Below are 25,041 nucleotides of genomic sequence, written 5' to 3'. Positions count from 1 at the left end.
AATACCTCACTTGCTGAACGCCATCATCGTCTTGACCTGCTTCTCTTCCTTGTCGTTCGACGCGGAGACGCGCCCGCTCGTCACGACGAAGGTGCCGCTGCCGTAGGCGAACCCCGGGTCGTAGAAGCTGCTCTCGACCTGGGCCGACGACGCCGGGTGCTGGAGCAGGATCTTCGGCGCGCCGCCGGTCGGGGCGATGGTCGCGACGGCGCCGCCCTTGTCGTACGCCGGGTCGACGTAGACCAGGACCTGACCGCCTTCCATGCGCAGCGGGATCATCGACTGCTCACCCGGCGCCTTGGAGCGCCACTTTGCCTTGCCCGTCTTCAGGTCGAAGGCGACGACCTCGTTGGGCTTGCCGTACGAGGTCTCGGTGGACATGTAGAAGGTGTTGGCGTCGGCGGCGACTCCGGTGCAGCCCTGGAGGTTCTTGCCGAAGACGACGAAGCTGCCGCCGCAGGACGGGGCGAACTTGTCCTTGCCGCCCTGGATCTGCGAGCGCAGCTTGCCCTTGGCGTCGAGCGCGAAGATGGTCCACTTCTTCTGCTCGCGCTGGGTGGCGGAGACGACGAGCGGGTCGACCGAGTAGACCTTGTCGACCTCCCAGTCCGCCTCCAGCTGGAAGGTGAACCGGGGCTTGCCGGTGGCCGGGTCGACCTCGCCGACGGCCTGGACCTTCTTGGTGGTGCTGCCCGAGGGGCAGTCCATGGCGGCGATCAGCTTGCTGCCGCCCGCGTACGCGAAGGGCTTGCAGCCCGTGGTGGCGCCCTTGAACAGCTGCTTGCCGTCGGTGAGGGAGAAGCCGTAGGCGGTGCTGGAACCGGCCGCGGTGACCGTGTTGCCGCTGATCGCCAGGGTGTTGTCGGAGAAGGCGAACAGGCCGGTGGCCTTGGGGACCGACTTCTTCCAGCCCTTCTTGCCGGTCTTGAGGTCGATCTGCTGGAGCTCGGTGCACTTGGCGCCGTCCTTGGCGCTGTCCCCGTACGCGAAGACCATGGTGCCGTTGGCGGCGGGCGCCGGCGGCGCCGCGCACAGCTCGAACGGCACGTCGATGTGCCACTTGGCGGAGCCGTCGCTCAGGCTGTAGCCGTCGATGCTCTTGTACATGGCCTTGACGACGGTGTCGCCGATGATCCACGGGCCGAGGACGTCGGCGCCGTTGCGGGGCAGGTCGACGTTGTTCTTGAGCAGGTAGTTGATCTTGGCCTCGCCGGCCTGGCGGCCCGCGTTGAGGTCCTCCTCGCCGTTCGAGCCGTCGCCGGAGCCGTCGCCCTTGTCCACCGACTCGGTGGGCGCGGGGGCTCCGGAGGAGGACGTCACGGGGGCGGTGGCGGTCGGAAGGGCGACCGGGTCCTTCTCGTCGTCACCGCCGACGACGGCCCAGGTGGTGACGGCGGCCACCAGGACGGCCGCGGCGGCCACGGCGGCGACGACACCGGTCCGGCCCTTGAGTCCGCCGCCGGAGGGCGGCGGGGTGGGGGCGCCCGGGTACCCCGGCTGGCTGGGGTAGCCGCCGTACGGGTTCTGCTGCTGGCCGTACGGTCCGGGCTGCTGCGGGTAGCCGGGGCCGCCCTGTTGGCCGTATCCGGGCTGCTGGCCCTGCTGCGGGTAGCCGTACGGCTGCTGCGGCGCGGGCTGCTGGCCGTACGGCCCGGGGGCCTGCTGCGGGTACCCGTAACCGGGCTGCGGCGGCTGGCCGTACGGTCCGGGCGCGGCGGGCGGCGGGGACTGGGGTGCCGGAGGCGCCTGGGGCGCCTGCGGCGGGACGGGCGGCACGGGCGGCATGCCCTGGGGCTGGCCCTGGTGCGAGGGGCCCTGGTTCGGGTCCTGGGGGGCTCCGAAGCCCCCCGGCGGCTGGTTGCTGGGCGGCTGGGTCATCAGCGGTTTCCCCCTTGACGTGAACGGGTTTTCTTTCTACCACTCACGCCGTGGCGCAAAAGCGACCGGTCCGTCCCTTGTACCCAAGGGAGGACCGGCCTGTGATGCCCTCGTTATGCGTCCTCGGCCAGTTCGAGCCAACGCATCTCCAGTTCCTCGCGCTCCCCCACGAGTTCACGCAGCTCCGCGTCGAGCTTCGCCACCTTCTCGAAGTCGGTGGCGTTGTCGGCGATCTGCGTGTGCAGCCTGGCCTCCTTCTGGGAGACCTTGTCGAGCTGACGCTCGACCTTCTGCAGCTCCTTCTTGGCGGCGCGTGAGTCGGCAGCCGAGACACCGGGCTTCGTCTGCGCGGGCGCGGCGGCCGGCGTCGGGACGGACGCCTCGATCATCTTCCGGCGCCGCTCCAGGTACTCGTCGATGCCGCGCGGCAGCATCCGCAGCGCCTTGTCGCCGAGCAGCGCGAGCGTCTTGTCGGTGGTGCGTTCGATGAAGAACCGGTCGTGGGAGATGACGACCATGGAGCCGGGCCAGCCGTCGAGGAGGTCCTCCAGCTGGGTGAGGGTCTCGATGTCGAGGTCGTTGGTGGGCTCGTCGAGGAAGAGGACGTTCGGCTCGTCCATCAGGAGGCGCAGCAGCTGGAGACGGCGGCGCTCACCGCCGGAGAGGTCGCCGACGGGCGTCCACTGCTTCTCCTTGGTGAAGCCGAACTGCTCGCAGAGCTGACCGGCCGTCATCTCGCGGCCCTTGCCGAGGTCGACCCGGTCGCGGATCTGCTGGACGGCCTCCAGGACCCGCAGGGAGGCGGGGAGTTCGGTGACGTCCTGGGAGAGGTAGGCGAGCCGGACGGTCTTGCCGACGGTGACGGAGCCGGCCGCGGGCTGGATCTCGCCCTGACTGACGGCGGCGTCCGCGAGTGCCCGCAGGAGTGACGTCTTGCCCGCGCCGTTGACGCCGACGAGACCGATGCGGTCGCCGGGGCCGAGCTGCCAGGTGAGGTGCTGGAGGAGCGTCTTGGGACCGGCGGTGACGGTCACGTCCTCCAGGTCGAAGACCGTCTTGCCGAGGCGGGCGTTGGCGAACTTCATCAGCTCGGAGGTGTCGCGCGGCGGCGGCACGTCGGCGATCAGCTCGTTGGCGGCCTCGATGCGGTAGCGCGGCTTGGACGTACGGGCGGGGGCACCGCGCCGCAGCCAGGCCAGCTCCTTGCGCATCAGGTTCTGCCGCTTGGTCTCCTCGGTGGCGGCGATGCGCTCGCGCTCGGCGCGCGCGAAGACGTAGTCCGAGTAGCCGCCCTCGTACTCGTGCACGTCACCGCGCTGCACGTCCCACATGCGGGTGCAGACCTGGTCGAGGAACCAGCGGTCGTGGGTGACGCAGACGAGCGCGGAGCGGCGGTTCTGGAGGTGCTGGGCGAGCCAGGAGATGCCCTCGACGTCGAGGTGGTTGGTGGGCTCGTCGAGGACGATCAGGTCCTGGTCGTCGATGAGGAGCTTGGCGAGCGCGATGCGCCGCCGCTCGCCGCCGGAGAGCGGACCGATGACGGTGTCGAGCCCCTGCTCGAAACCGGGCAGGTCGAGCCCGCCGAAGAGCCCGGTGAGCACGTCCCGGATCTTGGCGCTGCCGGCCCACTCGTGGTCGGCCATGACGCCGATGACCTCGTGCCGGATGGTGGCCTCCGGGTCGAGCGAGTCGTGCTGCGTGAGCACCCCGAGCCGCAGCCCGCCACTGTGGGTGACCCGGCCGGTGTCGGCCTCCTCCAGCTTGGCGAGCATCCGGATGAGGGTGGTCTTGCCGTCGCCGTTGCGGCCCACGACCCCGATCCGGTCCCCCTCGGAGACACCGAGCGAGACCCCGTCGAGGAGGGCACGGGTGCCGTAGACCTTGGTGACGGCCTCGACATTGACCAGGTTGACGGCCATTTCACTCCTGTACGGGGGGATCGTTCGACATCCCAGAGTAGACGGTGAGCCGCCGTGGTCACTCTCTGTGATGGTCTGTTTCCGCAGGGGCATGAGGCCCCTGGGGCGCCGGGTGTCAGGCGGGGAGGATCGCGGCGCCGGGGGCGGGGGACGTCGCCGTGCGGGCCGTTCGGCACGTGCCCGAGGCGACGAGGGCCCTGGCCACCGTCTCCGCCGTCTCCGCGTCCTTCACCAGGAACGCCGTCGTCGGGCCCGAGCCGGAGACGAGGGCGGCCAGCGCGCCCGCCTCGGTGCCCGCCGTCAGGGTCGCCCTGAGCGACGGGCGCAGGGAGAGCGCCGCCGCCTGGAGGTCGTTGGCGAGGACGCCCGCGAGCGCGGTCGTGTCGCCGGCGCGCAGGGCCTGGAGGAGGGCAGGGGACGCGGCCGGTTCCGGGACCTCGACGCCCTCGGTGAGACGGTCGAACTCGCCGTACACCGCCGGGGTCGAAAGCCCGCCGTCGGCGACGGCGAACACCCAGTGGAAGGTCCCGCCGACCGGCAGCCCGGTCAGCTTCTCCCCGCGCCCGGTGCCGAGCGCCGCCCCGCCGACCAGGCTGAAGGGCACGTCGGAGCCGAGCTCGGCGCAGATCTCCAGGAGGTCCTCGCGGGGGGTGTTCAGGCCCCACAGCGCGTCGCAGGCGAGCAGGGCGCCCGCGCCGTCCGCGCTGCCGCCCGCCATGCCGCCCGCGACCGGGATGTCCTTGACGATGTGCAGGTGCACGTCCGGGGAGATGCCGTGCCGGGCCGCGAGCAGCTCCGCGGCCCGCGCCGCCAGGTTCGTGCGGTCCAGCGGCACCTTGTCGGCGTCCGGACCCTCGCAGGTGACGGTCAGTTCGGCGGCGGGCGTGGCCGTGACCTCGTCGTACAGGGAGACGGCGAGGAAGACGTTGGCCAGGTCGTGGAAGCCGTCGGGGCGGGCCGCGCCCACCGCGAGCTGGACGTTGACCTTGGCGGGCACGCGGACGGTGACGGCACCCGGACGGGAGGCGCTCACGCCTTCGCCTCCGCGATCCGGGCGAACTCCTCCACCGTCAGCGCCTCGCCGCGCGCCTGCGGCGAGATCCCGGCCTTCACCAGGGCCTCCTCCGCCGCCGCGGGCGAACCCGCCCAGGTCGCGAGGGCCGCCCGCAGGGTCTTGCGGCGCTGCGCGAAGGCCGCGTCGACGACCGCGAAGACCTCCTGCCGGGTCGCGGTGGTCGCGAGCGGCTCGGTACGCCGGACCAGGGCGACGAGGCCCGAGTCGACGTTCGGCGCGGGCCAGAAGACGTTGCGGCCGATGGACCCGGCCCGCTTGACCTCCGCGTACCAGTTGGCCTTGACCGAGGGGACGCCGTACACCTTGTTCCCCGGCTTGGCGGCCAGCCGGTCGGCGACCTCCGCCTGGACCATGACGAGGGTCCGCTCGATGCTCGGGAACCGCTCCAGCATGTGGAGCAGGACCGGCACGGCCACGTTGTACGGCAGGTTCGCGACGAGCGCGGTCGGCGCCGGGCCCGGCAGCTCCTGGACCTGCATGGCGTCGGAGTGGACGAGCGCGAAACGGTCCGCACGCGCGGGCATGCGGGCGGCGATCGTCGCGGGCAGCGCGGCGGCGAGGACGTCGTCGATCTCGACGGCCGTCACCCGGTCCGCGGCCTCCAGGAGGGCCAGGGTGAGGGAGCCGAGTCCCGGCCCCACCTCCACGACCACGTCGTCGGGCCGCACCTCGGCCGTGCGGACGATCCGCCGGACGGTGTTGGCGTCGATGACGAAGTTCTGGCCCTTCTGCTTCGTGGGGCGCACGCCGAGGGCGGCGGCCAGCTCACGGATGTCGGCGGGGCCGAGGAGGGCGTCGGGGCTTTCGGGGCCGGTGGTGGTGCTCACCGGTACAGCCTACGGCTCACCCGTGGAGGCGTCGGCCGCAGTGGGGCCACGGACTCGCCCCCCGCTGCACGTACAGCTTCTTGGCCCGGAACGTCTGCTCGGCGGCGGGCGCGTCCTGGGCGACGCCGCTACCGCCGAGGGAGTGCCAGGTGCCGGGGTCGAACTGGTAGAGCCCGCCGTACGTCCCCGAGGGGTCGACCGCGCCCGGTCGGCCGCCGGACTCGCAGGCGGCGAGCGCGCCCCAGTCGAGGCCGTCGGCGCCGGCGACGGAGGTGGGCAGCTGCCGGGTGCCGACCCGCACCTTGCGGCTGACGGGTTCGCGGACGATCTCCTCGCCGGTGCGGCGGGGCTTCTGCTTCACCCCGTTGACGCTGCGGATGCTGTACGTGACACGGCGGACGCCGCTGACGCCCTGCCGTTCGACGACCTCGGTGCCGGCGAAGAGGTCGGGGTCGCGGACCCGCTCGACGGCGTACGGGATCGCCTCCTCCCGTACCTGCCGGGAGCCGGTGATCCGCAGCACGGACACGGTCTGGCCGTCGCGGGGGAAGGAGCCGGGGGCGACGGAGACGGCGTCCTGGCCGGAGAGGGTGATCCCGGCCTCGGCGAGGGCCTCGCGGACGGTGGCGGCGTTGGTACGGACGGTCCGCTCGCGCCCGTCGGCGAGGAAGGTGATCGTCCGCTCGGTACGGACGTCGAGGGTGAGGCCCTCGCGGGAGATGGAGGCGCCGCGGGAGACCGAGAGGTACGCGCCCTCGGCCCGGACCCCGAGCTGGCGCAGGGCGCCCTCGACGGTGCGGGCGGTCGTCCACACCTGGCGGCGGTGCCCGTCGAGGGTGAGGGCGACGGGGCGCCCGTACCGGACGACGACCTCGTCGCCGCTGACCAGGGCCTCGGCGGGGGCGGGCGCGACGATGTCGTGGGCGCCGACGGTGAGGCCCTCGTCGGCGAGGAGCTCGTCGACGTCGTCGGCGAAGGTGTGGAAGGTGCGGGGGACGCCGTCGACGGACAGCCTGATCGCCTTGTCGTCGGCGACGAAGGCGCTGGTGCCGCCGGCGAGGAAGGCGACGACGAGTGCCTGCGGGACGAGCCGCCGCAGACCCTCCCCGGCGGGCCCGGAGGCCTTGCGGCGGCGGGCGGCGCGGCGGGATCCGGCGCGGGGGCCTTGGGCGGGGGAGCCCTGGCCGGGGGAGCCCTGGCCCGGCACGGATCCCGCGCCGACGCCTGGGACGGCTCCTGCCACGGGTGGCGCCAGTGGTGCCGCCATCGTCGGCTGCTCGTGCACGGGCAGGGTCGCGCTCGCGCCCGCGCCGCGGCGTCCCGCTCGGTGACTGCCCTGGGAAGTGCTCACGAGGCCGGGACCCTAGCCTCGCGTTCGGTGACTCTCCCGAACGACCCGACTACGACACGTAATCGTTATGGTCCGTGTCCGGCGGGGATCGGGGATCAGTAGTCGAAGGCGCGGGCGGTGTTCACGGCGATGGCCTCGGCCATCTCGTTCTCCTCGATGCCCCGCACCTCCGCCATCGCCCGCAGGGTGACCGGGATCAGGTACGGGGCGTTCGGGCGGCCCCGGTAGGGCGCCGGGGTGAGGAAGGGCGCGTCCGTCTCGACGAGGACGAGCTCCAGGGGGGCGACGGCGAGCGCGTCCCGCAGGTGCTGGGCGTTCTTGAAGGTGACGTTGCCCGCGAAGGACATGTAGTAGCCCTTGGCGGCGCAGATCTCGGCCATGGCGGCGTCGCCGGAGTAGCAGTGGAAGACGGTCCGCTCGGGGGCGCCCTCCTCGTCGAGGACGCGCAGCACGTCGGCGTGGGCCTCGCGGTCGTGGATGACGAGCGCCTTGCCGTGGCGCTTGGCGATCTCGATGTGGGCGCGGAAGGAACGCTCCTGCGCGGCGATGCCCTCGGGGCCCGTACGGAAGAAGTCGAGCCCGGTCTCGCCGACACCGCGGACGTACGGGAGGGCGGCGAGGCGGTCGATCTCGCCGAGCGCGTCGTCGAGGGCCGCCTCGCCGCCGCCCGGGCGCGCGCCCTGCCGGGACCAGCCGTCGGGGTCGCCGAGGACGATCCGCGGGGCTTCGTTGGGGTGCAGGGCGACGGCCGCGTGGACGTGCTCGTGGGCGGCGGCGGTCTCGGCCGCCCACTGGGAGCCCTTCACGTCGCAGCCGACCTGCACGACCGTGGTCACCCCGACGGCGGCGGCCTTGACGAGGGCCTCCTCGACGGTCCCGGACTGCAGGTCGAGGTGGGTGTGCGAGTCCGCGACCTCGACGAGGAGGGGTTCGGGCAGCGGCGGCGGGGCGTCCTTGGCACTCATGCCCCCGATCGTACGAGGGCCACGAGCGCCTCTGCGCGGGGTCAGCGCCCGTGCGCGGGGTCGGTCACTCGCGGCGCCGGAAGGGATGCAGGAGGTCCGACAGGTGCCAGTGGTGCGGCACCGGGGGCCTCTCGGGGCCGTTCTCGGTCAGCTCCTGACCGATGGGGCCGGCCATCGAGACGGGCCTGGTCGCCCTCGCCCCCTGCTGGTGCTTCTCCGTCGCCGCGATCAGGTCGAGCACGGACGACACCTGCCCCGCGCGCATGATGCGGACGACGTGTCCGCCGCAGTTCATGCAGGTGGGGCTGGACAGCGGGGACGGGACCCGCTCTCCCTCGGCCTTGTAGACGACGAATTCATGGCCGGCGGCGTCGACGTGGTGCTCGATGTCGTACGCCTGCTCCCAGCCGTATCCGCAGCGCATGCAGGCGAAGGCGTACGCCTCATGGGCGACGGATATGCCGGTGCCGGTGATCTCGCTCATGCCAGCTCCTCTCCACTGATCAGTGGACGCCTTTTCGGGCCGGAGCGCATCAGCGCGGGTCGAACCATGGAAGGCTTTTGGCTCTTCCCTTGCCAAGCGCCCAAGGAAAGGTCCCGGCGCCGGGTTCGGCTTTGCCTCTCAGATTAGCTCTTTGCCGTTTCCTGGGCCTTTTCCAGCCGCGTTCTTTGCCGCGACGACGGCATCGAACACCTCGCGCTTGGGCAGCCCCGCGTCGGCGGCGACCGCGGCGATCGCCTCCTTGCGCCGCTCCCCCGCCTCCTCGCGCACCTGCACCCTGCGCACCAGCTCCTCGGCGTCGAGCTCGGCCGGGCCGGTCTCCGGGGCGCCCTCGACGACGACCGTGATCTCGCCGCGTACGCCCTCGGCCGCCCAGGCGGCGAGCTCGGCCAGCGGGCCTCGCTTGACCTCCTCGTACGTCTTGGTCAGCTCGCGGCAGACGGCGGCCCTGCGCTCGGCGCCGAAGACCTCCGCCATGGCGGCGAGCGTGTCGTCGAGCCGGTGCGGGGCCTCGAAGTAGACGAGGGTCCGGCGCTCGTCCGCCACCTCGCGCAGCTTCCCGAGCCGCTCCCCCGCCTTCCGGGGCAGGAAGCCCTCGAAGCAGAAGCGGTCCACGGGGAGCCCGGAGAGGGCGAGGGCGGTGAGCACGGCGGACGGGCCGGGGACGGCCGTGACCTTGATGTCCTGCTCGACGGCGGCGGCGACGAGCCGGTAGCCGGGGTCCGAGACGGACGGCATGCCCGCGTCGGTCACGAGGAGCACCCGGGCACCGCCGACCAGCGCCTCGACCAGCTCCGGCGTACGGGCGGACTCGTTGCCCTCGAAGTACGAGACGACCCGTCCCGAGGTGTGGATGCCGAGGGCCCGGGTCAGACCCCGCAGCCTCCGGGTGTCCTCGGCGGCCACGATGTCCGCGTTCTCCAGTTCGGTGGCGAGTCGGGGCGGAGCGTCCGCGATGTCACCGATGGGGGTCCCTGCGAGTACCAGCGTTCCTGTCACACGGGCCATCCTCCCAGCCCGGCCGGGCGACGCGCACAGGCGCGTTCCCTACGATGGCGCGGTGACCAGTACCGCACCCGAGGCCCTGGAGGGCCGGCACGCCGTGGCAGAGCCCCCTTCGTGGCAACAGCGGCTCCGGCGTTTCGGCTATGTGCCGCCCGCCGGAAACGCCGCACCCATCGGGCTGCGGGAGCGGCTCGTGCCCCCGTACACCCGCCCGTCCGAGCGTGTCCTGTCGCTCCTCGGCATCGGCGCCGGCCGCGGCGAGCGGCTGTGGCGGCTGATGGCCTGGGGCGGTCCGCTCCTGGTCACGGCGGTCGCAGGACTGCTCAGGTTCTGGAACCTCGGCAAGCCGAACGCGGTGATATTCGACGAGACGTACTACGCCAAGGACTCCTGGGCCGTCATCAACCAGGGGTACGAGGGGGCGTGGCCGAAGGACATCGACAAGACGGTCCTGCAGGACCCGGGGTCGATCCTCGTACCGACCGATCCGGGGTACGTCGTCCATCCCCCGATGGGCAAGTGGGTCATCGGCGTCGGCGAGAAGATCTTCGGCTTCGAGCCGTTCGGCTGGCGCTTCATGGTGGCGCTGCTCGGCACGCTGTCCGTCCTGATGCTGTGCCGGATCGGCCGGCGGCTCTTCCGGTCGACGTTCCTGGGCTGTCTGGCGGGTCTGCTGCTCGCCGTCGACGGGCTGCACTTCGTGATGAGCCGCACGGCGCTCCTCGACCAGGTCCTGATGTTCTTCGTGCTGGCCGCGTTCGGCTGCCTGGTCCTGGACCGCGACCGGAGCAGGAAGCGGCTCGCGGGGGCGCTCCCGGAGGACGAGGAGGGGGTGCTGCGACCGGACGGCGAGATCGCGGACGCGCTGCGCCTGGGGTGGCGGCCGTGGCGGATCGCGGCCGGTGTGATGCTGGGGCTCGCGGCGGGAACCAAGTGGAACGGCCTCTACGTCATGGCGGCCTTCGGCCTGATGACGGTCCTGTGGGACGTCGGCGGCCGGCGCACGGCGGGCGCGGTCCGCCCGTACCTCGCGGTGCTCAAGAGGGACCTCCTCCCGGCGTTCGTGTCGGTGGTGCCGGTGGCGATCGCCACGTACCTGGCGACGTGGACGGGCTGGCTCGTCTCCGACAAGGGCTACTTCCGCGACTGGGCCGAGAAGCAGGACAAGCTCGACGGCGGCGGGACGTGGAGCTGGCTGCCGGACTGGTGGCGCAGCCTCTGGCACTACGAGTACGAGGTCTTCAACTTCCACGTCGGCCTGACCTCGCCGCACACGTACGAGTCGAACCCGTGGTCGTGGATCGTCCTCGGCCGCCCGGTCTCCTACTTCTACGAGTCCCCCGCCCCCGGCACGGCGGGCTGCCCGGCCACGACGAAGGAGAAGTGCGCGCAGGAGGTCCTGGCCCTCGGCACCCCGCTCCTGTGGTGGGCCGCCTGCTTCGCCATCCTGTACATCCTGTGGCGCTGGGCCTTCCGCCGCGACTGGCGCGCGGGCGCGATCGCCTGCGGCATCGCGGCCGGCTGGGTCCCGTGGTTCCTCTACCAGGAACGCACGATCTTCCTCTTCTACGCGGTCGTCTTCGTGCCCTTCCTGTGCCTGGCGGTGGCGATGATGGTGGGAGCGATCATCGGCCCCGCGGGCTCGACGGAAAGACGCCGCACATTCGGCGCGGTGGCGGCGGGATGTCTGGTGCTGCTGATCGTCTGGAATTTCATCTACTTCTGGCCGATCTACACGGGCACGCCGATTCCGATAGACCAGTGGCGAAACAGGATGTGGCTGGACACCTGGGTGTAGCTGCGTGAAGACACCAAGGGGGCGCGGCCGATGGTCGCGCCCCCTTGGTGGTTGTCGGTGGCTCCGCCTGCATGGACCACCAGGGCGGCTGACTCCCCGTCAATCACCGGCTGAAGCAGAATGACGGCATGGACCAAGGACTAGCAGCAGCGCTGGCCGGGATCGCCGGAGTGGTGGGTGCCGGCATCGGCGGCCTGGCGACCGCCTACGGAGCGCGTGTTGGCGCGCAGAAGACGATTGAGGCCGTCCATGTACAGGTCGCGCATCAGGCCTCCGCCGAGCACGAGCAGTGGACTCGCGAGCATCGGAGGCAGGCGTGCGACGAGACCGTGTCCGCGTGGATGCGGTTCTATTCCGTTTCCGTGGAATGCCAAGGTCGCATCTCACGAGACCAAGCCGTCTCCGAAGAGCAGTTCACCGCGCTGCACGAAGCGTTCATAGCTCTCACGATTGCCGCTGCCAAGCTTCAGCTCTGGGGTCCTGACAACCTGGTCTCATCGGCACGCAACCTGTCCTCAGCAGCACAGCACCTCCACGTTGCGGCGCTCGGGTGGCCCGGGGCAGTTCAGAGCGGCGACGCAGCAGAGGTCAGCGCCACCAAAGAGCAAGTTGCAGCCTGCAACAGGAACGCAAGCGTTGCTTGGCATTCCTTCGCTTCCACCGCGCACATGACGCTTGGTGTGCGCGTGCAGCACTGACCCCGGCCCGCAGGCGGTTCAACGGAAGGCGTGGGCGTTCTCCGAAGCCCACTGCCGGAACGGGCGGGCGGGGGTTCCAGTGATCTGTGAAACCGTGTCGCGCACCATCAGCAGCTCGTCGTTCACGTCTCCGCCCGTGACGTCGAGTACCGCTTCCGCGGCCTCGGCCCCGAAGACCGCGGCCATCTGTGCGTGGGCCTGCAGGCGGCTGATTTCGGCGAAGGGAACCTCCCGCCCCAGTGCTGCCGCGATGGCCTCGACCTGCTGTCGGGCGGTCACCGGCTCTGGACCGGTCAAGGCATACGTGCGCCCCTGGTGGCCGGGCTCGGTCAGTGCCACCCCTGCCACCGCCGCGATGTCCGCGGGATGGATGGTCGGCAGCGCGGTCTCGGCGTACGGCGCGCGGACGGTCTCGTGGCCACGGATGGACGCCGCCCACATCAGCGCGTTCGAGGCGAACTGCGTCGGCCGCAGGATCGTCCAGGCCATGCCGCTCGCCTTGAGCAGTTGCTCCACCTCCAGGTTCTCGGCGGCGGGGCCGAGGTGCGGGTGGGTCTGAACGGTGATGGACGACACCAGCACGACATGCTCCACACCCGCTTGTCGGGCGGCTTCGAGTATGTCGGCGTCCGAGCCCAGACGTGACACGAGAAACAGCGAGCGCACCCCTTGCAGCGCGGGCTTCAACGACGCCGGCTGTGCGAAGTCGCCCTCCACGGCCTCGACCCCGTCGGGGAAGACGGCCCGTGCGGCATCACGGGTGAGTCCCCTCAGTGGCCCGGCACTGCGTGCGTGCAGCTCCTTCAGCAGGGCGCTGCCTATGTTTCCGGTGGCTCCGGTCACGAGGATCACGAGCGTGTTTCTCCCGCCGTCAGATGATCAACTAGAGAACACGTTAGAAGCTCAATCATGCTTCAGGTCAAGGAGAAGACCCCTGGCCCTTTCGGGACGCCCGGGTGCGACGCGCGCGGCCGCCCGGCCGGGGAAGCGCGTGCTTCCCCGGCCGGAGGGCGCGGGCCATCGGCTCAGGCGTCGGCCGGCTTGGTGAACTCCTCGATCAGGACCGGGTACTGCTCCCCGCCGTGTCCGGCGGCGATCGCGCGGTCGGCCATCGCCTTGAACAGCTTCGGCAGTTCCGCGTTGACGCCGACCGCCTCGCTCTCCTCGACGAGGTGGGCCATCGCGCGGGCGTCGGTCTCCAGGGCCGACACCTCGGCCGGGAAGGAACCCCGGTCGATCTGCTCGGCGTACCCCGGCAGCCAGTCGGCGACCCCGGCGGCGATCTGCCGGGCGAACGGCGCGTAGGTCGCGGCGTCGACGCCGGCCGTCCTGAGCAGGGCGGTGCCCTGGAGCCAGGCGTTGAGGACGCTCCACATCATGGCGAGCCCGGCGACGTCGTACAGGGACGCGAGCCCGTGGTCCGCGCCGAGGTGGGTGACGGTGCCGAGCGCGCCGAGAGTGGGCTCGTACTCCTCGAAGACGGACTGCGGCCCGCTGTGCAGGATCACCGCCTCGGCGGTCCCGATCACCGGCGGTACGGCCATGATGGCCCCGTCCAGGTAGCGGGCGCCGCGCTCCTCGGCCCATCGGGCGGTCTCCCTGGCCTGGGCCGAGTCGCCCGAGGTCAGGTTGACCAGGGTCGTACCGTCCAGGTCGACGTCGCTCGCGCCGAGCAGTTCGCGCACGGCCCGGTAGTCGGTGACGCAGACGATCGTCAGGGAGCCCGCGCGGACCGCGTCGCCGACCGTGGGGGCGAGGCGGGCGCCCTCGGCGACCAGACGGTCGGCCTTGGAGGCGGTGCGGTTCCAGACGGTGGTGGGGTGGCCGGCCTTCAGGAAGGCGGCGGCGAGGGCCTGGCCCATCAGGCCAAGTCCGATGACGGTGACGGTGACGGGAGTAGAGGAATCGGAGGGCGCGGTGGTGTTGTTGTCGGTCATGGCAGCATCGTCAACGTTGATACCGGTGTGAAGGTCAAGGCCGAGGGGAGCTTCGATGCGGATCGGAGAGCTGAGCCGCCGGACGGGCGTCCACACGCACCAACTGCGCTATTACGAGGCCCAGGGCCTGCTGGAGGCCGAGCGCGGCACGAACGGCTACCGCACGTACGACGAGGGCGCCGTGCTGCGGGTGCGGCAGATCCGGCACCTGCTCGGCGCGGGGCTGTCCTCCGAGGACATCGCGTATCTGCTGCCCTGCGCGGTCGGCGAGACGCCTGAGCTGCTCGGTTGCCCCGAGCTGCTGACCGCGATGAGGTCGCGGATGCGGCGGCTCGACGATCAGATGGAGCAGCTGGCGCGGTCGCGCGCCGCTCTCGGCGTCTACATCGACGCGGCCGAGCGGATGAGCGACGAGAACTACCCGCCGTTCGACGGCGCAGGCCTGGATCCCGTCTCCGCCTGATCCTCCCGGACACCCAGGAGGCCATGTGACGTATGTGGCAATAGTTGCTCGACACAACGAACCGACGCTGCTTGACTGGACGGCCACCTGGGGAGGGGAACGCAGTCATGCGCAGTGGAGCCAAGGTCGCGATAGTGGGGAGCGTGTTCGCCGTCGTGGCGGGCGGGGTCGGCTACGGGGGCTACAACCTGTGGAACGGCGTCACGGGCGGCAACAAGACCGTGGAGACCCGCTCTCAAGAGGACGCACCGAAGAGAACGGGCCCGGTCACCCCCGACGAGGTCACGACGACCGCGCGGGACTTCCTGGCTGCCTGGGCGGCCGGGGAACCCGAGAAGGCCGGGCAGCTGACGAACGACCCGGTCACGGCCGGCCCCGCCGTGGCCGCCTACCGGGGCAGCGGGTCCGTGACGGAGGCCACCATCACGCCGGGGGCGCCCGTCGGGGCGAAGGTGCCGTTCACGGTGAAGGCGACCATCACGTACGAGGGCGTGTCGAAGCCCTGGTCGTACGCCTCCGAACTGACCGTGGTGCGGGGGCAGTCCACCGGCCGGCCGCTGGTGAAGTGGCAGCCGACGGTGCTCCACCCGAAGCTGACCGCCGCCGGCACCCTGCGTACGGGCATGGCGAAGGCCCCGAGCGTCATGGCCGTGGACAAGAACGGCGACGAGCTGTCGGTGGAGAAGTACCCCTCGCTGGCACCGATCATCGCCAACCTGCGCACCCGGTACGCGTCGAAGGCGGGCGGCACGATCGGCGTCGAGACGTGGATCGAGTCGGGCAGCGAGGCCGTCCCGGACACCACGGTCCTGGTCCTGCGGCAGGGCAAGCCGGGCACCCTGAAGACCACCATCGACCCGGACGTCCAGGCGGCGGCGGAGAAGGCGGTCAAGGCGTACGGGCAGGCGGCGGTGGCGGCGATCGAGCCGTCGACGGGCGCGATACGGGCGGTGGCGAACAGTCCGGCGGGCGGCTTCAACACGGCGTTCCTGGGCAAGCAGGCCCCCGGCTCGACGATGAAGATCGTCACGGCAACGATGATGATGCAGCAGGGTCTCGCGACGCCCGGTGGCAGGGTCGAGTGTCCCGCCGAGGTCTTCTGGAAGGGTGTCCCCTTCCACAACCTGAAGAACTTCAAGATCGACGGCGGCACCTTCACCGAGTCCTTCCAGCAGTCCTGCAACACCGCCTTCATCAAGTCGCTCGGCCCCCTCAGCGAGAAGGACATCGAGGACACCGTCCTCGGCGAGACCGCCCGCGACTCCTTCGGCATCGGTCTGCCTTGGAAGGTCGGCGTCCAGACGGAGGACGGCGAGGTGCCCGAGTCGTCCGGCGGTGAGACGGCAGCCTCGTACATCGGCCAGGGCAGGATCACCATGAGCGCCCTCAACGTCGCCTCGCTCTCCGCGACCGCGCAGAACGGCGGCTTCCTCCAGCCGTACCTGGTGGCGAAGAGCCTCGACGACCGCGAGTTCGCACGGGCCGACCCGCTGTCCCCCGAGGTCGCCAAGGGGCTGCGCCTGATGATGAAGGCGGCGGCGACGAACGGCACGGCGGCGAAGGCGATGGCCGGCGTCCCCTCCCCGAAGGGCGCCAAGACCGGCTCCGCCGAGGTCGACGGCCAGGTGTCCAACAGCTGGTTCACCGGCTACTCCGGTGACCTCGCGGCGGCGGCGGTCGTGGAGGCCGGAGGGCACGGCGGCGACGCGGCCGGGCCGGTGGTCGCGACCGTCCTGAAGGCGGGGTAACCGCACCGCGCATCGGAACGCGGTCGCGTGGCCCGTACAGCTACCGCTAGCGTGCGGGCCATGACCACAGACGACGCCTCCGCCGCCCACCCCCAGTTCGCCGCCGCGCTCCAGGAGCTGGGCCTGGACGTCGAGATCCGCCGGTTCCCCGACGAGACCCGCACCGCCCAGCAGGCCGCAGAGGCCATCGGCTGCCGGGTCTCCGAGATCGTGAAGTCGCTGATCTTCGCGGCCGACGGGGTGCCCGTCCTCGTCCTGATGGACGGCGCCTCGCGGGTGGACGTCGAGCGGGTGCGGTGGGAGCTGTGCGCGGCGAAGGTCACCCGGGCCGATGCGAAGGCCGTACGGGAGACCACGGGGTACGCGATCGGGGGCGTCCCGCCGTTCGGGCACCGGACGCGGACCCGGGTCCTCGCCGACCGGCGCATCCTCGACCACGACGTGGTGTGGGCGGCGGCGGGCACCCCGCACACGGTCTTCGCGATGGACCCCAAGTCGCTGGTGGCGCACGCCGGCGCGACCTTGGTGGACGTCCGCGAGTCCGCCGGAGACACCCCGGCGGACGTCCGCGAGCCCTCGGCGTGACCCCGCTCGTCACCTTCGCGGTCGTCGTCGCCGCCGTCACGCACGCCAGCTGGAACGCGATCGCGCACGGCATCAAGGACCAGCTGCTCTCCTTCACGCTGATCTCGGGCGGCGGGGCGGCGATCGGGCTGGTCACGGCCTTGTTCGTACCGCTTCCGGCGGCCGGGGCGTGGCCGTACCTGATCGCCTCGGCGCTCCTCCACGTCGGCTACTACGCCCTCCTGATGCGCTCGTTCACGCTCGGGGACTTCGGGCAGATGTACCCGATCGCGCGGGGTACGGCCCCGCTGGTCGTGACCGTGCTCGCGGCGGTGTTCCTCGACGAGGTGCCGGACGGCTGGCAGCTGCTCGGGGTGGCGGTGGCGTGCGCGGGCCTGACGGGTCTCGCCCTGTGGGGCATCCGGGGCAAGGGCGCCCGCCCGCACTGGCCGGCGCTGCTCGCGGCGGGCGCGACGGGCCTGTCGATCGCGCTCTACACGGTCGTCGACGGCGTCGGCGTCCGCGCCTCCGGCACCCCGCTCGGGTACATCGCGTGGCTGATGATCCTGGAGGGCCTGGCGATCCCGGCGTACGCCCTGTGGACCCGCCGCGCGGCCCTCCTCCCCCAACTCCGCCCGTACGCGGCGCGCGGCCTCCTCGGCGCGGCCCTCTCGGTCGCGGCGTACGCCCTCGTCCTCTGGGCCCAGACGAAGGCCCCCCTGGCCCCGATCGCGGCCCTGCGCGAGTCGTCGATCATCGTGGGCGCGGCGATCGGCGCCCTCTTCTTCAAGGAACGCTTCGGCGGCCCGCGCATCGCGGCGGCGGGCCTGATGGTGGTGGGCATCGGGCTGATGCTGCACGCGGGGTGAGGGGGGTGGTGGGCCTGTCAGGTAGGGCGGCGGTTGCGCAAAAACGTTCGCTCGCCTTCGAACGAAGGACAGACCATGGTCCGCTGGGCCGCCATGGGCGGGCCTGGGGTGCGTACACCTGAGGGGGCGCCGACGGCTGCGGCGGTCAGCCGTCGGCGCCCGGGGTCAGTCAGGGGTGATGGCCTACGCGCGCGCCGAGATCAGCGCGATCAGCATGACCGCTCCGCCCGAGGTGGTCGCCCCCCTTGTCGAAGTACGCATGGCTCGCCAGTCGGTACTGACCCGGCCCTCGCCTCCGAAACTCCGCGCCATCATCCACGAGACCGCACTCACCACTCGTGCTCCCGGGCTTGAGGTCTCGGTGGACCACTTTCCCTGCGTGGATGTCGATGAGGGCGTGGGCGATGCCCCAGGCCAGCAGCAGCACCTGGCCGGGCGGTAGCGGGCCGTTGCCCACGACCAGGTCCCGCAGTGACGGCCCTGCGACGTAAGCGGTAGCCAGCCACGGCTGCTCGGCTCGGGGGTCGGCGTCCAGGAGCGGCGCGAGGTGGGCACCGCGGACCTTCTGCGCGGCGCGGACCTCGCCGGCAAACCGCTGCCCGAACTCCGGATCCTGGGCGAACTCGCTACGGATCACCTTCACGGCTGTCGGCTGCCCGCCGGGAGAAAGGGCAAGGAACACCCGCCCCATACCACCCTCGCCCAGCCGCGCCACCAGCCGAAAGTCCCCCAGGATGTCCGGGTCGTGCGGCCGTAACGCGGAAAAACGGAATGTTGCCATCGCCATGAAGAGCTTCCCCCTGTCTTCCCGCCCCCTGGGCTGCCCCCCGACTCGACCCTCGCGTGCATTCGCCCACGAGGGTAGAACCACCACCTGACGCTCCGCCATATCAGCTGGGACCTTTCCGTCGCACTCGGCAGAGACGCCGCGATGGCCGGTCACCGGGTCACGTACGTCCCGGCGAACGGGGGTTCACCAGTCGGCCCGTCCCTGCTTGAGAGGCCCTTGTTTTCGCCAACCCCTTTGCTCGTCCCGCTTGTTCGGTTACGTAGTCCCCTCGCGGCCTATACTCCGTCTGCTTCATCGGGGGAGAGACGGGGGAACTGTGGAAGCGATCGAAGACTCACTGGCCGTGGGCGTCGGCGTCATGGTCGGATCGGCACTCGTGGTGCGAGCTGCGGCCTGGCCGCTGCTGACGCGAGTTCAGAGGGCTGTGCGCAGAAAGGCCTCAGCGGAGCCGGGTGCGTCCGGCTGGGCCCTTCCGGGAGTGGCCTGGGGAGAGCTGGTTCTGGGGGTTGTCGGCTGCTTCTTCCTGCCGCGCCTGGTCGCCTTCGTCTGGCCTGGCCACCTGGGGCACGGCTACCTGGGGCGCACCATCCTCTCCAGTGGGTACGCCGTGGCGAGGGACCACGGCCTCCCCCTGGCCGTGGGGTGGATCCTGGTCGGCGTGGGCATCGCACTCGGTCTGGTCGTCTGGCCCCTCCTGGGGTTCCTGACCCAGCGCACGCTGCGGACCACCGGTGCGCCCGGCGGAGCGTGGCCCTCGTCGGTCGCGGCGCGGGTCCGCGTGGGTGTTGTGGTGGCCCTCCGGTGCGCGCTGGCGGTCGTCCTGCCGTTCGCCATGATCTTCATGGTCGTCGTCTGGCAGGCCGTCGCCTACGTCGCCAGCCGGAAGTACCGGAACGGGGCCGAGGTTCCCGCGACGCCCGACGCACCCACCGTCGGGCCCGGTTACGCCGCCCCCGCCCCGCCCGTACATCCGCAGCCGCAGCCCCATCGGCAACCCGCCCCCTACGTGCCCACACAGGCCGCCGCGCCCGTATCCCCCGTCCCCCACCATCCCCTCCACCCCAACGAGGCCCGGACCATCGGGGGCTATCAGCTGCTCGGCCGTATCGGTGCCGGCGGGATGGGTACGGTCTACCTCGCCCGGCGCGAGGGCGCGGCGACTCAGGTCGCGCTCAAGACCATCAACCCCGAGCTTCTCGACAACGCCGATCTGCTGCGCCGGTTCCAGCGCGAGTCCGAAGTGCTGTCCATGGTCCCCGGCGCCTACACCGCCCGCGTCCTCGACTCCGGTGTCGACGCCGGACGGCCGTACCTCGCCATGGAGTTGCTCGACGGGCGGCCCCTCGACGCCTACCTGAGCGTGCAGGGACCCATCCGTACCCCCGAGGCTCTTCGTGCGCTCGCCCTCGCGCTGGCTGTCGCGCTGTCCGGGGTCCACCGGCTCGGTCTCGTCCACCGCGACCTGAAGCCCGCCAACATCATGCTGACCACGGCCGGTCCGCGTCTGCTCGACTTCGGCATCGCGGACCTCGTCGACGGCACCCGGCTCACCCGTACCGGCACCGGGCCGGGAACCCTGACGTACATGGCGCCCGAGCAGTTCGGCGAGGAGCGCGTCGGTCCCGCCGCCGACGTGTGGGCCTGGGCCTGCTGCGTGGTCTGCGCCGCGCACGGCACCAGCCCCTTCGCGGCGACCAACACGGGCGCGGTGATCCGCCGCATCGTGGACACCGGCCCCGAACCGGCCGCGCTCGCGGCGGTGCACGCCCTCGCCCCTGAGCTCGCGGCCGCCGTCGGCCGGGCGCTCACCCCCGACCCGGCGGGCCGGCCGGCGGACGGCGCCGCCCTCGTCGACCTGCTCACCTCCCAGGGGAGCCAGGGCCACGAGCCGACCCAGCTGGACTCCGTCCGTGACGAGATCACTCGGGGCTGGCGCACCCTGACCCTCTGAACGTCGGCGTCGGGCCCGTTCTCAGCCGTCCCCGGGCCCGGCGCCCCTGCCAGGGCCGCTCGCGGTGCTCGGCTCCTCCCTCCTCGTACCGGTGGCCCCCCGCCGCTTGCGCGCGGCGACCGCCGCGAGCACCACGCCGACCGCGAGCACCGCGAGACCACGGAGCCACACCGCCGCCTCGACCTGGGTGGCGAGTACGACACACGAGATCGCGCCCAGGACGGGGATCGCGGTCGGGGCCCGGAAGTGGTCGGTCTCGCCCGGGTCCCGGCGCAGGACGAGGACCGCCGTGTTGACGATGAGGAACACCACGAGGAGCAGCAGGACCAGTGTGGAGGCCAGTTCGGCGACGCTGCCGGTCAGCGCGAGGAGCATGGCCGGTGCCGTGGTGGCCGCGATCGCGACCCAGGGCGTACGGCGGCCCGGCAGGACCTTCGTCAGACCGGCCGGCAGCAGCCCGTCGCGCGCCATGCCGTAGGCGAGCCGGGACGACATGATGCCGGTGAGCAGCGCGCCGTTGGCGACGGCGACGAGCGCGACGGCGCTGAACAGCCAGATGGGGACACCGCCCGCTGCCTTCACCACCTCGAGGAGCGGTCCGCTCGACGCGGCGAGCTTGTCGGTCGGCACGGCGGCGGAGGCCGCGATGCCCACCAGTACGTACACCACGCCCGCCGTCGCGAGCGCGCCGAACAGCGCCCGGGGGTAGGAGCGTCGCGGGTCCCGGGTCTCCTCCGCGACGTTCACCGACGTCTCGAACCCGACGAAGGAGTAGTACGCGAGGACGGCACCGCTCAGTACGGCCGCCGCAGCGCCCTTCTCCGGGGTGCCGAGCTGGACGAGACGGCTCGGATCGCCCTCGCCGCGTGCAAGGAGCCAGGCGCCGAGGACGACGATGACGGCGAGGCCGCCGACCTCGATGACGGTGGCGACGACGTTCGCGCGGGTCGATTCCCTGATGCCCCTCGCGTTGACCAGCGCGAGAGCGCCCAGGAAGAGCACGGCCACCCCTGCGACGGGGAGCGTCACGAACGCCGACAGGTAGTCGCCGCCGAAGCCGCGCGCGAGGGCCGCCACCGAGACGACCCCCGCGGCGAGCATGCAGAACCCGGCGACGAATCCGACGCCCGGACCGAACGCCCGCGTGGCGTAGTGGGAGGCCCCGCCCGCCCTCGGGTACTTCGTCGCCAGCTCGGCGTAGGAGGCGGCGGTCAGGAGCGCGAGGAGAAGGGCGACGACGAGGGGCACCCACACGGCGCCGCCCGCGTCGGCGGCGACCTGGCCGACCAGGACGTAGACACCGGCGCCGAGGACGTCCCCGAGGATGAAGAAGAAGAGCAGGGGTGTGGTGAGGGTTCGCTGGAGGGAGGGCTCGGTCGCGGCCGTGGGGAGTGCGGTTCTACCTGTCGACATGTCGACTCGTGTCCCCTGGATGATCGGCCGCACACCCTTCCCACCCGTACTTCACCCCTGAGACGCGCATGCATGCGCCGGGCGGCCCGGGCCGATTCAGGGACATCCGCGCGGGAAGACGCCCCTACGCCTCTCCACACCGTGCGTGAGCGAGCGAGCGAGTACGCGGAACGAGATCGAGGCTCATTCCGGATATAGACGTACATGCACGAAAAAGGGGTACGCGAGACCTGCGAGAGCGACCGGAAAGCTGATTGTTTCGAGTGGACCAGGAGGAGCCTTGAGCGACTTCCAGGACAGGAACCGTCCCGACCGGAGCACGTCGGAGGCGGTGGCGAAAACGGCTCAGGCCAAGGTGAGCGAAGGCGCCGGACTGGTCGGCGGCAAGGCCGCCGACGTCGCGGGCACCGCCAGGGAACAGGGAGCCGAGGTCGTCGGCGAAGCCACGAACCAGGCCCGTGACCTGGTCGGGGAGCTGCGAGACCAGCTCCAGGGGCAGGCTCACACCCAGACGCGGAACCTCGCGCAGAACGTACGACGGCTGGCGGACGAGCTGCGGGAGATGAGCGAGAACGGCAAGCCGGATTCCAGCGCGGCGGGCGTCGTGCGGCAACTGGCCGACGGAGGCCAGCAGGTGGCCTCCCGCCTGGAGCAGCGAGGGCCTGACGGGCTCGTCAGCGATCTGCAGGACTTCGCGAGGCGCCGGCCGGGCGTGTTCCTGGCCGGAGCGGCCCTGGCGGGATTCGCCGTGGCACGGGTCGGCAAGGGCGTCAGCGCGGCCTCCTCCTCATCGCCATCGAGCGCCGGCGGCACACGGGCTGGTGGTACGCAGGCCGGTGGTACGCAGGCCGGTGGCACAGGGCCCGCCGGGTATGAGTACGCCGGTACGGAGTACCCCGGTACTGAGTACGCCGGTACTGAGTACGCCGGTACGGAGTACCCCGGCGCCCCGCCCGGCGGTACGGGCCGAGGTGCCGTGCCGCCGCTCCCGACGAACCCGCCCCAGGGCCGGGCTACGGGCAGCAGCCCCGGCGTCCCGCAGACGGCCTACGAAGACCCGCTGGACACGTACGGGCAGTCCCAGCCGCCCCACGAGACACCGCCGTACGGGCAGACGCCCCCGGCGGCCCCCCAGCGGCCGACGCAAGGGAGCTGAGCGTGGTCACCCCGTACAAGCAACGCACCCCGGCGGATACGGACGGTGTGCCGCGTCCACCGGGCGCTGCGACCCGTACCGGCACCGGCACCGGCCCGGCCTTCGGGGCGTCCCCGTACGACACCGCCCCGCCCGTGGAAGGCCCTGAGGACGACCGGTCGATCGGGGATCTGATCGGCGCGATCGGTTCGGACCTGTCACAGCTGGTGCGCGACGAGATCGAGCTGGCCAAGGCGGAGATCAAGCAGGAGTCGACCAAGGCGGGCAAGGCCGTCGGCATGCTCGGCGGAGCCGGCTACGCCGGTCACCTGGTCCTGCTGCTCGGCAGTCTGACCGTGGTCTTCGCCCTCGCCAACGTCATGGACCCGGCCTGGGCCGCCCTGATAGTCACCGCCGTGTGGGCCGTCGTCGGCGCGGTCCTCTACGTCACCGGACGCAAGCGCCTGCGGACCGTCCACCTCAAGCCGGAGCAGACCGTGGAGACAGTGAAGGAGGATGCCCGATGGGCCCGACACCCGATGAGCTGAGGACGGACGTGGAGTACCGGCGCGCCCATCTGGCCCGCAACGTCGACCTGCTGACGGACCGGGTCACCCCCCGCAAGGTGGCGCGCCGCAAGATGGGCGCGGCCCAGGGCCGGCTGAGCGGAGTGAAGGAGCGCGTGATGGGCACCGCCCGCGAGACCAGCGCGAAGATGGCCGAGACCACGCACGGCGTCGCGGACTCCGCCGGTCAGACCTCGACGAGCATCGCCGAGACGGCGAAGGAGACGACCGACCGGCTCGGCGACGCCGTGTCCCAGGCGCCCGCCCAGGTCAGGCAGCAGACCCAGGGCAGCCCTCTCGCCGCCGGCCTCATCGCCTTCGGCGCCGGCATGCTGGCGGCCGCGTTGCTGCCGACGACCGAGGCCGAGGAGCGCGCCGGGCAGCAACTGCGGGAACACTCCGACGAGTTGCTCGAGCCCGCGAAGCAGCAGGCCGTCCAGGCGGCGCAGGAGATCAAGGAAGAGCTGCGCGAGCCGGCCGCCGAAGCGGTGGAGGCGGTGAAGTCCACGGCTCAGGGCGCGGCTCGGACCACCATGGACGAGACGCGAGCGGCCGGTCAGGACACGGCCGAGGGGCTCCGCCAGGTGGGCAAGGACGCCGCGGACGAGGTCCGGGGCCAGGCCGGGGGCCAGACCGGCCGCCCCGGCTCGCCGACCTGAGACCGGGGCCTCTCCCTCTCGTTCAAGAAGCTGCGGGGGCGCCGTGCGCAAGCACCGGCGCCCCCGCCGCTTCCGCATCCCGGTACCCCGACTAGTGCGCGCCCTCGCCCAGCACCTCCGCGAAGTGGGTGTTCACCGCGAGCAGTCCGCCGTCCACCCGCAGGACCGTGCCCGTGATCCAGGACGCGTCGCAGGAGGCGAGGAACGCGACGGCGGCGGCCACGTCCTCCGGGGCGCCGACGCGGCCGAGGGGGTAGACGCGCTCGGCCAGGGCGGCGAGATCGGGTTCCCTGCCCGCCCACGCCTGCGTCGCGATCGTGCCCGGGTTGATCTGGTTGACGCGGACCCCGCGCGGCGCCGCGTCGCCCGCCAGGGTGCGGGTGAAGGACGCCAGGGCCGCCTTCGCCGCGCTGTACGCGTGGCCGCCGAAGTCCACCTCGGCGTTGACCGAACCGATGGTGACGATCGCCCCGCGTCCGCCCGCCGCCGCCAGGTGCGGAAGCGCCGCCCGGGAGCAGCGGACGGCTCCCATGAAGGTGACGTCGTGCTGCACGGCCCAGACGTCGTCCAGCTCGTCCTCGAAGCGGTCCCGGTCGGGGGCGACGGGACCGAGGGCGTTGCTGACGAGGACATCCAGGCCGCCGAAGGTCTCCACGGCGTGCGCGACCGCCGCCTCCACCGACGACTGGTCGCCGACGTCGCAGCGCAGGGCCGCCGCCCCGGGGATGTCCGCCGCCGTCTTCCCGGCCTCCGCCTCGTCGATGTCGGTGACCAGGACCCTGGCTCCCTCCGCCGCGAGGCGGCGGGCGGTGGCCGCGCCGATACCGCGCGCCGCGCCCGTGACCAGTGCCGCGTACCCCTCGAATCGCCTGGTGAGTTCCATGAACCGATCTCAGCACCGAACTCGCCCTTCGCACCAGGGCGCCAC

General features: G+C 71.9%; 23 protein-coding genes and 1 pseudogene. 11 read left to right on the top strand and 13 right to left on the bottom strand.

What is annotated here, in order from left to right; all coding sequences use genetic code 11:
- Positions 1 to 6: 6 nt before the first annotated feature.
- The 8 genes from ABT034_RS26830 to rsmI form a co-directional block, all read right to left on the bottom strand.
- Entirely contained in the window at positions 7 to 1,878 is a 1,872-nt protein-coding gene (locus tag ABT034_RS26830; RefSeq protein ID WP_351219533.1) for an outer membrane protein assembly factor BamB family protein, read from the bottom strand.
- Positions 1,879 to 1,991: 113 nt separating this feature from the next.
- Positions 1,992 to 3,797, bottom strand: a complete 1,806-nt coding sequence (locus ABT034_RS26825) for an ABC-F family ATP-binding cassette domain-containing protein (protein WP_351219531.1) — start codon at positions 3,795 to 3,797, stop codon at positions 1,992 to 1,994.
- Between the two features lie 115 nt (positions 3,798 to 3,912).
- Positions 3,913 to 4,830 carry a 4-(cytidine 5'-diphospho)-2-C-methyl-D-erythritol kinase gene (locus tag ABT034_RS26820; RefSeq protein ID WP_351219529.1) on the bottom strand — a complete coding sequence of 306 codons (918 nt, stop codon included), beginning with the start codon at positions 4,828 to 4,830 and terminating at the stop codon, positions 3,913 to 3,915.
- Positions 4,827 to 5,699 (bottom strand): 16S rRNA (adenine(1518)-N(6)/adenine(1519)-N(6))-dimethyltransferase RsmA, encoded by an 873-nt coding sequence (gene rsmA / locus ABT034_RS26815; RefSeq protein WP_351219527.1) that lies wholly within the window; start codon positions 5,697 to 5,699, stop codon positions 4,827 to 4,829. The genes ABT034_RS26820 and rsmA overlap by 4 nt, the downstream gene beginning before the upstream one ends.
- Positions 5,700 to 5,715: 16 nt before the next feature.
- On the bottom strand, positions 5,716 to 7,050 hold the full coding sequence (locus ABT034_RS26810; RefSeq protein WP_351219525.1) for a resuscitation-promoting factor: 1,335 nt from the start codon (positions 7,048 to 7,050) through the stop codon (positions 5,716 to 5,718).
- Between the two features lie 95 nt (positions 7,051 to 7,145).
- Positions 7,146 to 8,015: a TatD family hydrolase gene (locus ABT034_RS26805; RefSeq protein ID WP_351219523.1), complete on the bottom strand. Its 870-nt coding sequence runs from the start codon at positions 8,013 to 8,015 to the stop codon at positions 7,146 to 7,148.
- A gap of 64 nt (positions 8,016 to 8,079) precedes the next feature.
- On the bottom strand, positions 8,080 to 8,499 hold the full coding sequence (locus tag ABT034_RS26800; protein ID WP_351219521.1) for a hypothetical protein: 420 nt from the start codon (positions 8,497 to 8,499) through the stop codon (positions 8,080 to 8,082).
- A 138-nt stretch (positions 8,500 to 8,637) separates the two neighbouring features.
- On the bottom strand, positions 8,638 to 9,525 hold the full coding sequence (gene rsmI / locus ABT034_RS26795) for a 16S rRNA (cytidine(1402)-2'-O)-methyltransferase (RefSeq protein ID WP_351219519.1): 888 nt from the start codon (positions 9,523 to 9,525) through the stop codon (positions 8,638 to 8,640).
- A gap of 52 nt (positions 9,526 to 9,577) precedes the next feature.
- On the opposite strand from rsmI, the gene ABT034_RS26790 reads away from it, so the two are divergent.
- Positions 9,578 to 11,320 carry a dolichyl-phosphate-mannose--protein mannosyltransferase gene (locus ABT034_RS26790; RefSeq protein WP_351219517.1) on the top strand — a complete coding sequence of 581 codons (1,743 nt, stop codon included), beginning with the start codon at positions 9,578 to 9,580 and terminating at the stop codon, positions 11,318 to 11,320.
- Between the two features lie 128 nt (positions 11,321 to 11,448).
- Positions 11,449 to 12,018: a hypothetical protein gene (locus tag ABT034_RS26785; RefSeq protein ID WP_351219515.1), complete on the top strand. Its 570-nt coding sequence runs from the start codon at positions 11,449 to 11,451 to the stop codon at positions 12,016 to 12,018.
- Between the two features lie 18 nt (positions 12,019 to 12,036).
- Here the strand turns inward: ABT034_RS26785 and ABT034_RS26780 are convergent, their stop codons facing one another.
- Positions 12,037 to 12,870, bottom strand: coding sequence for an NAD(P)H-binding protein (locus ABT034_RS26780; protein WP_351219513.1), 834 nt, complete (start codon positions 12,868 to 12,870; stop codon positions 12,037 to 12,039).
- Positions 12,871 to 13,043: 173 nt separating this feature from the next.
- Positions 13,044 to 13,955: an NAD(P)-dependent oxidoreductase gene (locus ABT034_RS26775; protein ID WP_351219511.1), complete on the bottom strand. Its 912-nt coding sequence runs from the start codon at positions 13,953 to 13,955 to the stop codon at positions 13,044 to 13,046.
- A gap of 55 nt (positions 13,956 to 14,010) precedes the next feature.
- Here ABT034_RS26775 and ABT034_RS26770 point away from each other — a divergent pair, with 55 nt between their 5' ends.
- From ABT034_RS26770 to ABT034_RS26750, 5 genes are all read left to right on the top strand, one after another.
- Complete coding sequence (locus ABT034_RS26770; protein WP_351219509.1) at positions 14,011 to 14,418, top strand: MerR family transcriptional regulator; 408 nt, start codon at positions 14,011 to 14,013, stop codon at positions 14,416 to 14,418.
- Positions 14,419 to 14,525: 107 nt separating this feature from the next.
- Positions 14,526 to 16,166, top strand: coding sequence for a penicillin-binding transpeptidase domain-containing protein (locus ABT034_RS26765; RefSeq protein ID WP_351219507.1), 1,641 nt, complete (start codon positions 14,526 to 14,528; stop codon positions 16,164 to 16,166).
- Positions 16,167 to 16,226: 60 nt separating this feature from the next.
- Positions 16,227 to 16,751 (top strand): YbaK/EbsC family protein, encoded by a 525-nt coding sequence (locus ABT034_RS26760; protein WP_351219505.1) that lies wholly within the window; start codon positions 16,227 to 16,229, stop codon positions 16,749 to 16,751.
- Positions 16,748 to 17,599, top strand: coding sequence for an EamA family transporter (locus tag ABT034_RS26755; RefSeq protein WP_351219503.1), 852 nt, complete (start codon positions 16,748 to 16,750; stop codon positions 17,597 to 17,599). Before ABT034_RS26760 ends, ABT034_RS26755 begins: the two co-directional genes overlap by 4 nt.
- 178 nt (positions 17,600 to 17,777) lie before the next feature.
- Positions 17,778 to 18,041 carry a Scr1 family TA system antitoxin-like transcriptional regulator gene (locus ABT034_RS26750; RefSeq protein WP_351219623.1) on the top strand — a complete coding sequence of 88 codons (264 nt, stop codon included), beginning with the start codon at positions 17,778 to 17,780 and terminating at the stop codon, positions 18,039 to 18,041.
- Here the strand turns inward: ABT034_RS26750 and ABT034_RS26745 are convergent.
- Positions 17,958 to 18,380: pseudogene (locus ABT034_RS26745) on the bottom strand (protein kinase domain-containing protein); the annotation flags it as partial. The gene ABT034_RS26750 and the pseudogene ABT034_RS26745 overlap by 84 nt on opposite strands.
- A gap of 487 nt (positions 18,381 to 18,867) precedes the next feature.
- Here ABT034_RS26745 and ABT034_RS26740 point away from each other — a divergent pair.
- Positions 18,868 to 20,340, top strand: a complete 1,473-nt coding sequence (locus ABT034_RS26740; RefSeq protein WP_351219501.1) for a serine/threonine-protein kinase — start codon at positions 18,868 to 18,870, stop codon at positions 20,338 to 20,340.
- A gap of 21 nt (positions 20,341 to 20,361) precedes the next feature.
- Here the strand turns inward: ABT034_RS26740 and ABT034_RS26735 are convergent, their stop codons facing one another.
- A complete protein-coding gene (locus ABT034_RS26735; protein ID WP_351219499.1) occupies positions 20,362 to 21,753 on the bottom strand; it encodes an APC family permease in 1,392 nt (463 codons plus the stop codon).
- A gap of 280 nt (positions 21,754 to 22,033) precedes the next feature.
- On the opposite strand from ABT034_RS26735, the gene ABT034_RS26730 reads away from it, so the two are divergent.
- The 3 genes from ABT034_RS26730 to ABT034_RS26720 are packed head-to-tail and all read left to right on the top strand — an operon-like array spanning position 22,034 to position 24,113.
- Positions 22,034 to 22,909, top strand: coding sequence for a hypothetical protein (locus ABT034_RS26730; RefSeq protein WP_351219497.1), 876 nt, complete (start codon positions 22,034 to 22,036; stop codon positions 22,907 to 22,909).
- A 2-nt stretch (positions 22,910 to 22,911) separates the two neighbouring features.
- A complete protein-coding gene (locus ABT034_RS26725; RefSeq protein ID WP_351219495.1) occupies positions 22,912 to 23,436 on the top strand; it encodes a phage holin family protein in 525 nt (174 codons plus the stop codon).
- Entirely contained in the window at positions 23,412 to 24,113 is a 702-nt protein-coding gene (locus ABT034_RS26720) for a DUF3618 domain-containing protein (RefSeq protein WP_351219493.1), read from the top strand. The genes ABT034_RS26725 and ABT034_RS26720 overlap by 25 nt, the downstream gene beginning before the upstream one ends.
- A gap of 91 nt (positions 24,114 to 24,204) precedes the next feature.
- Here ABT034_RS26720 and ABT034_RS26715 read toward each other — a convergent pair whose 3' ends face one another.
- On the bottom strand, positions 24,205 to 24,996 hold the full coding sequence (locus ABT034_RS26715; protein ID WP_351219491.1) for an SDR family NAD(P)-dependent oxidoreductase: 792 nt from the start codon (positions 24,994 to 24,996) through the stop codon (positions 24,205 to 24,207).
- Between the last annotated feature and the right edge of the window lie 45 nt (positions 24,997 to 25,041).

Origin of the sequence: Streptomyces sp. NPDC002773 (assembly GCF_040295605.1) — a bacterium.
Classification (GTDB): Bacteria; Actinomycetota; Actinomycetes; order Streptomycetales; family Streptomycetaceae; genus Streptomyces.
This window is presented reverse-complemented; position numbering and strand designations above follow the sequence as displayed.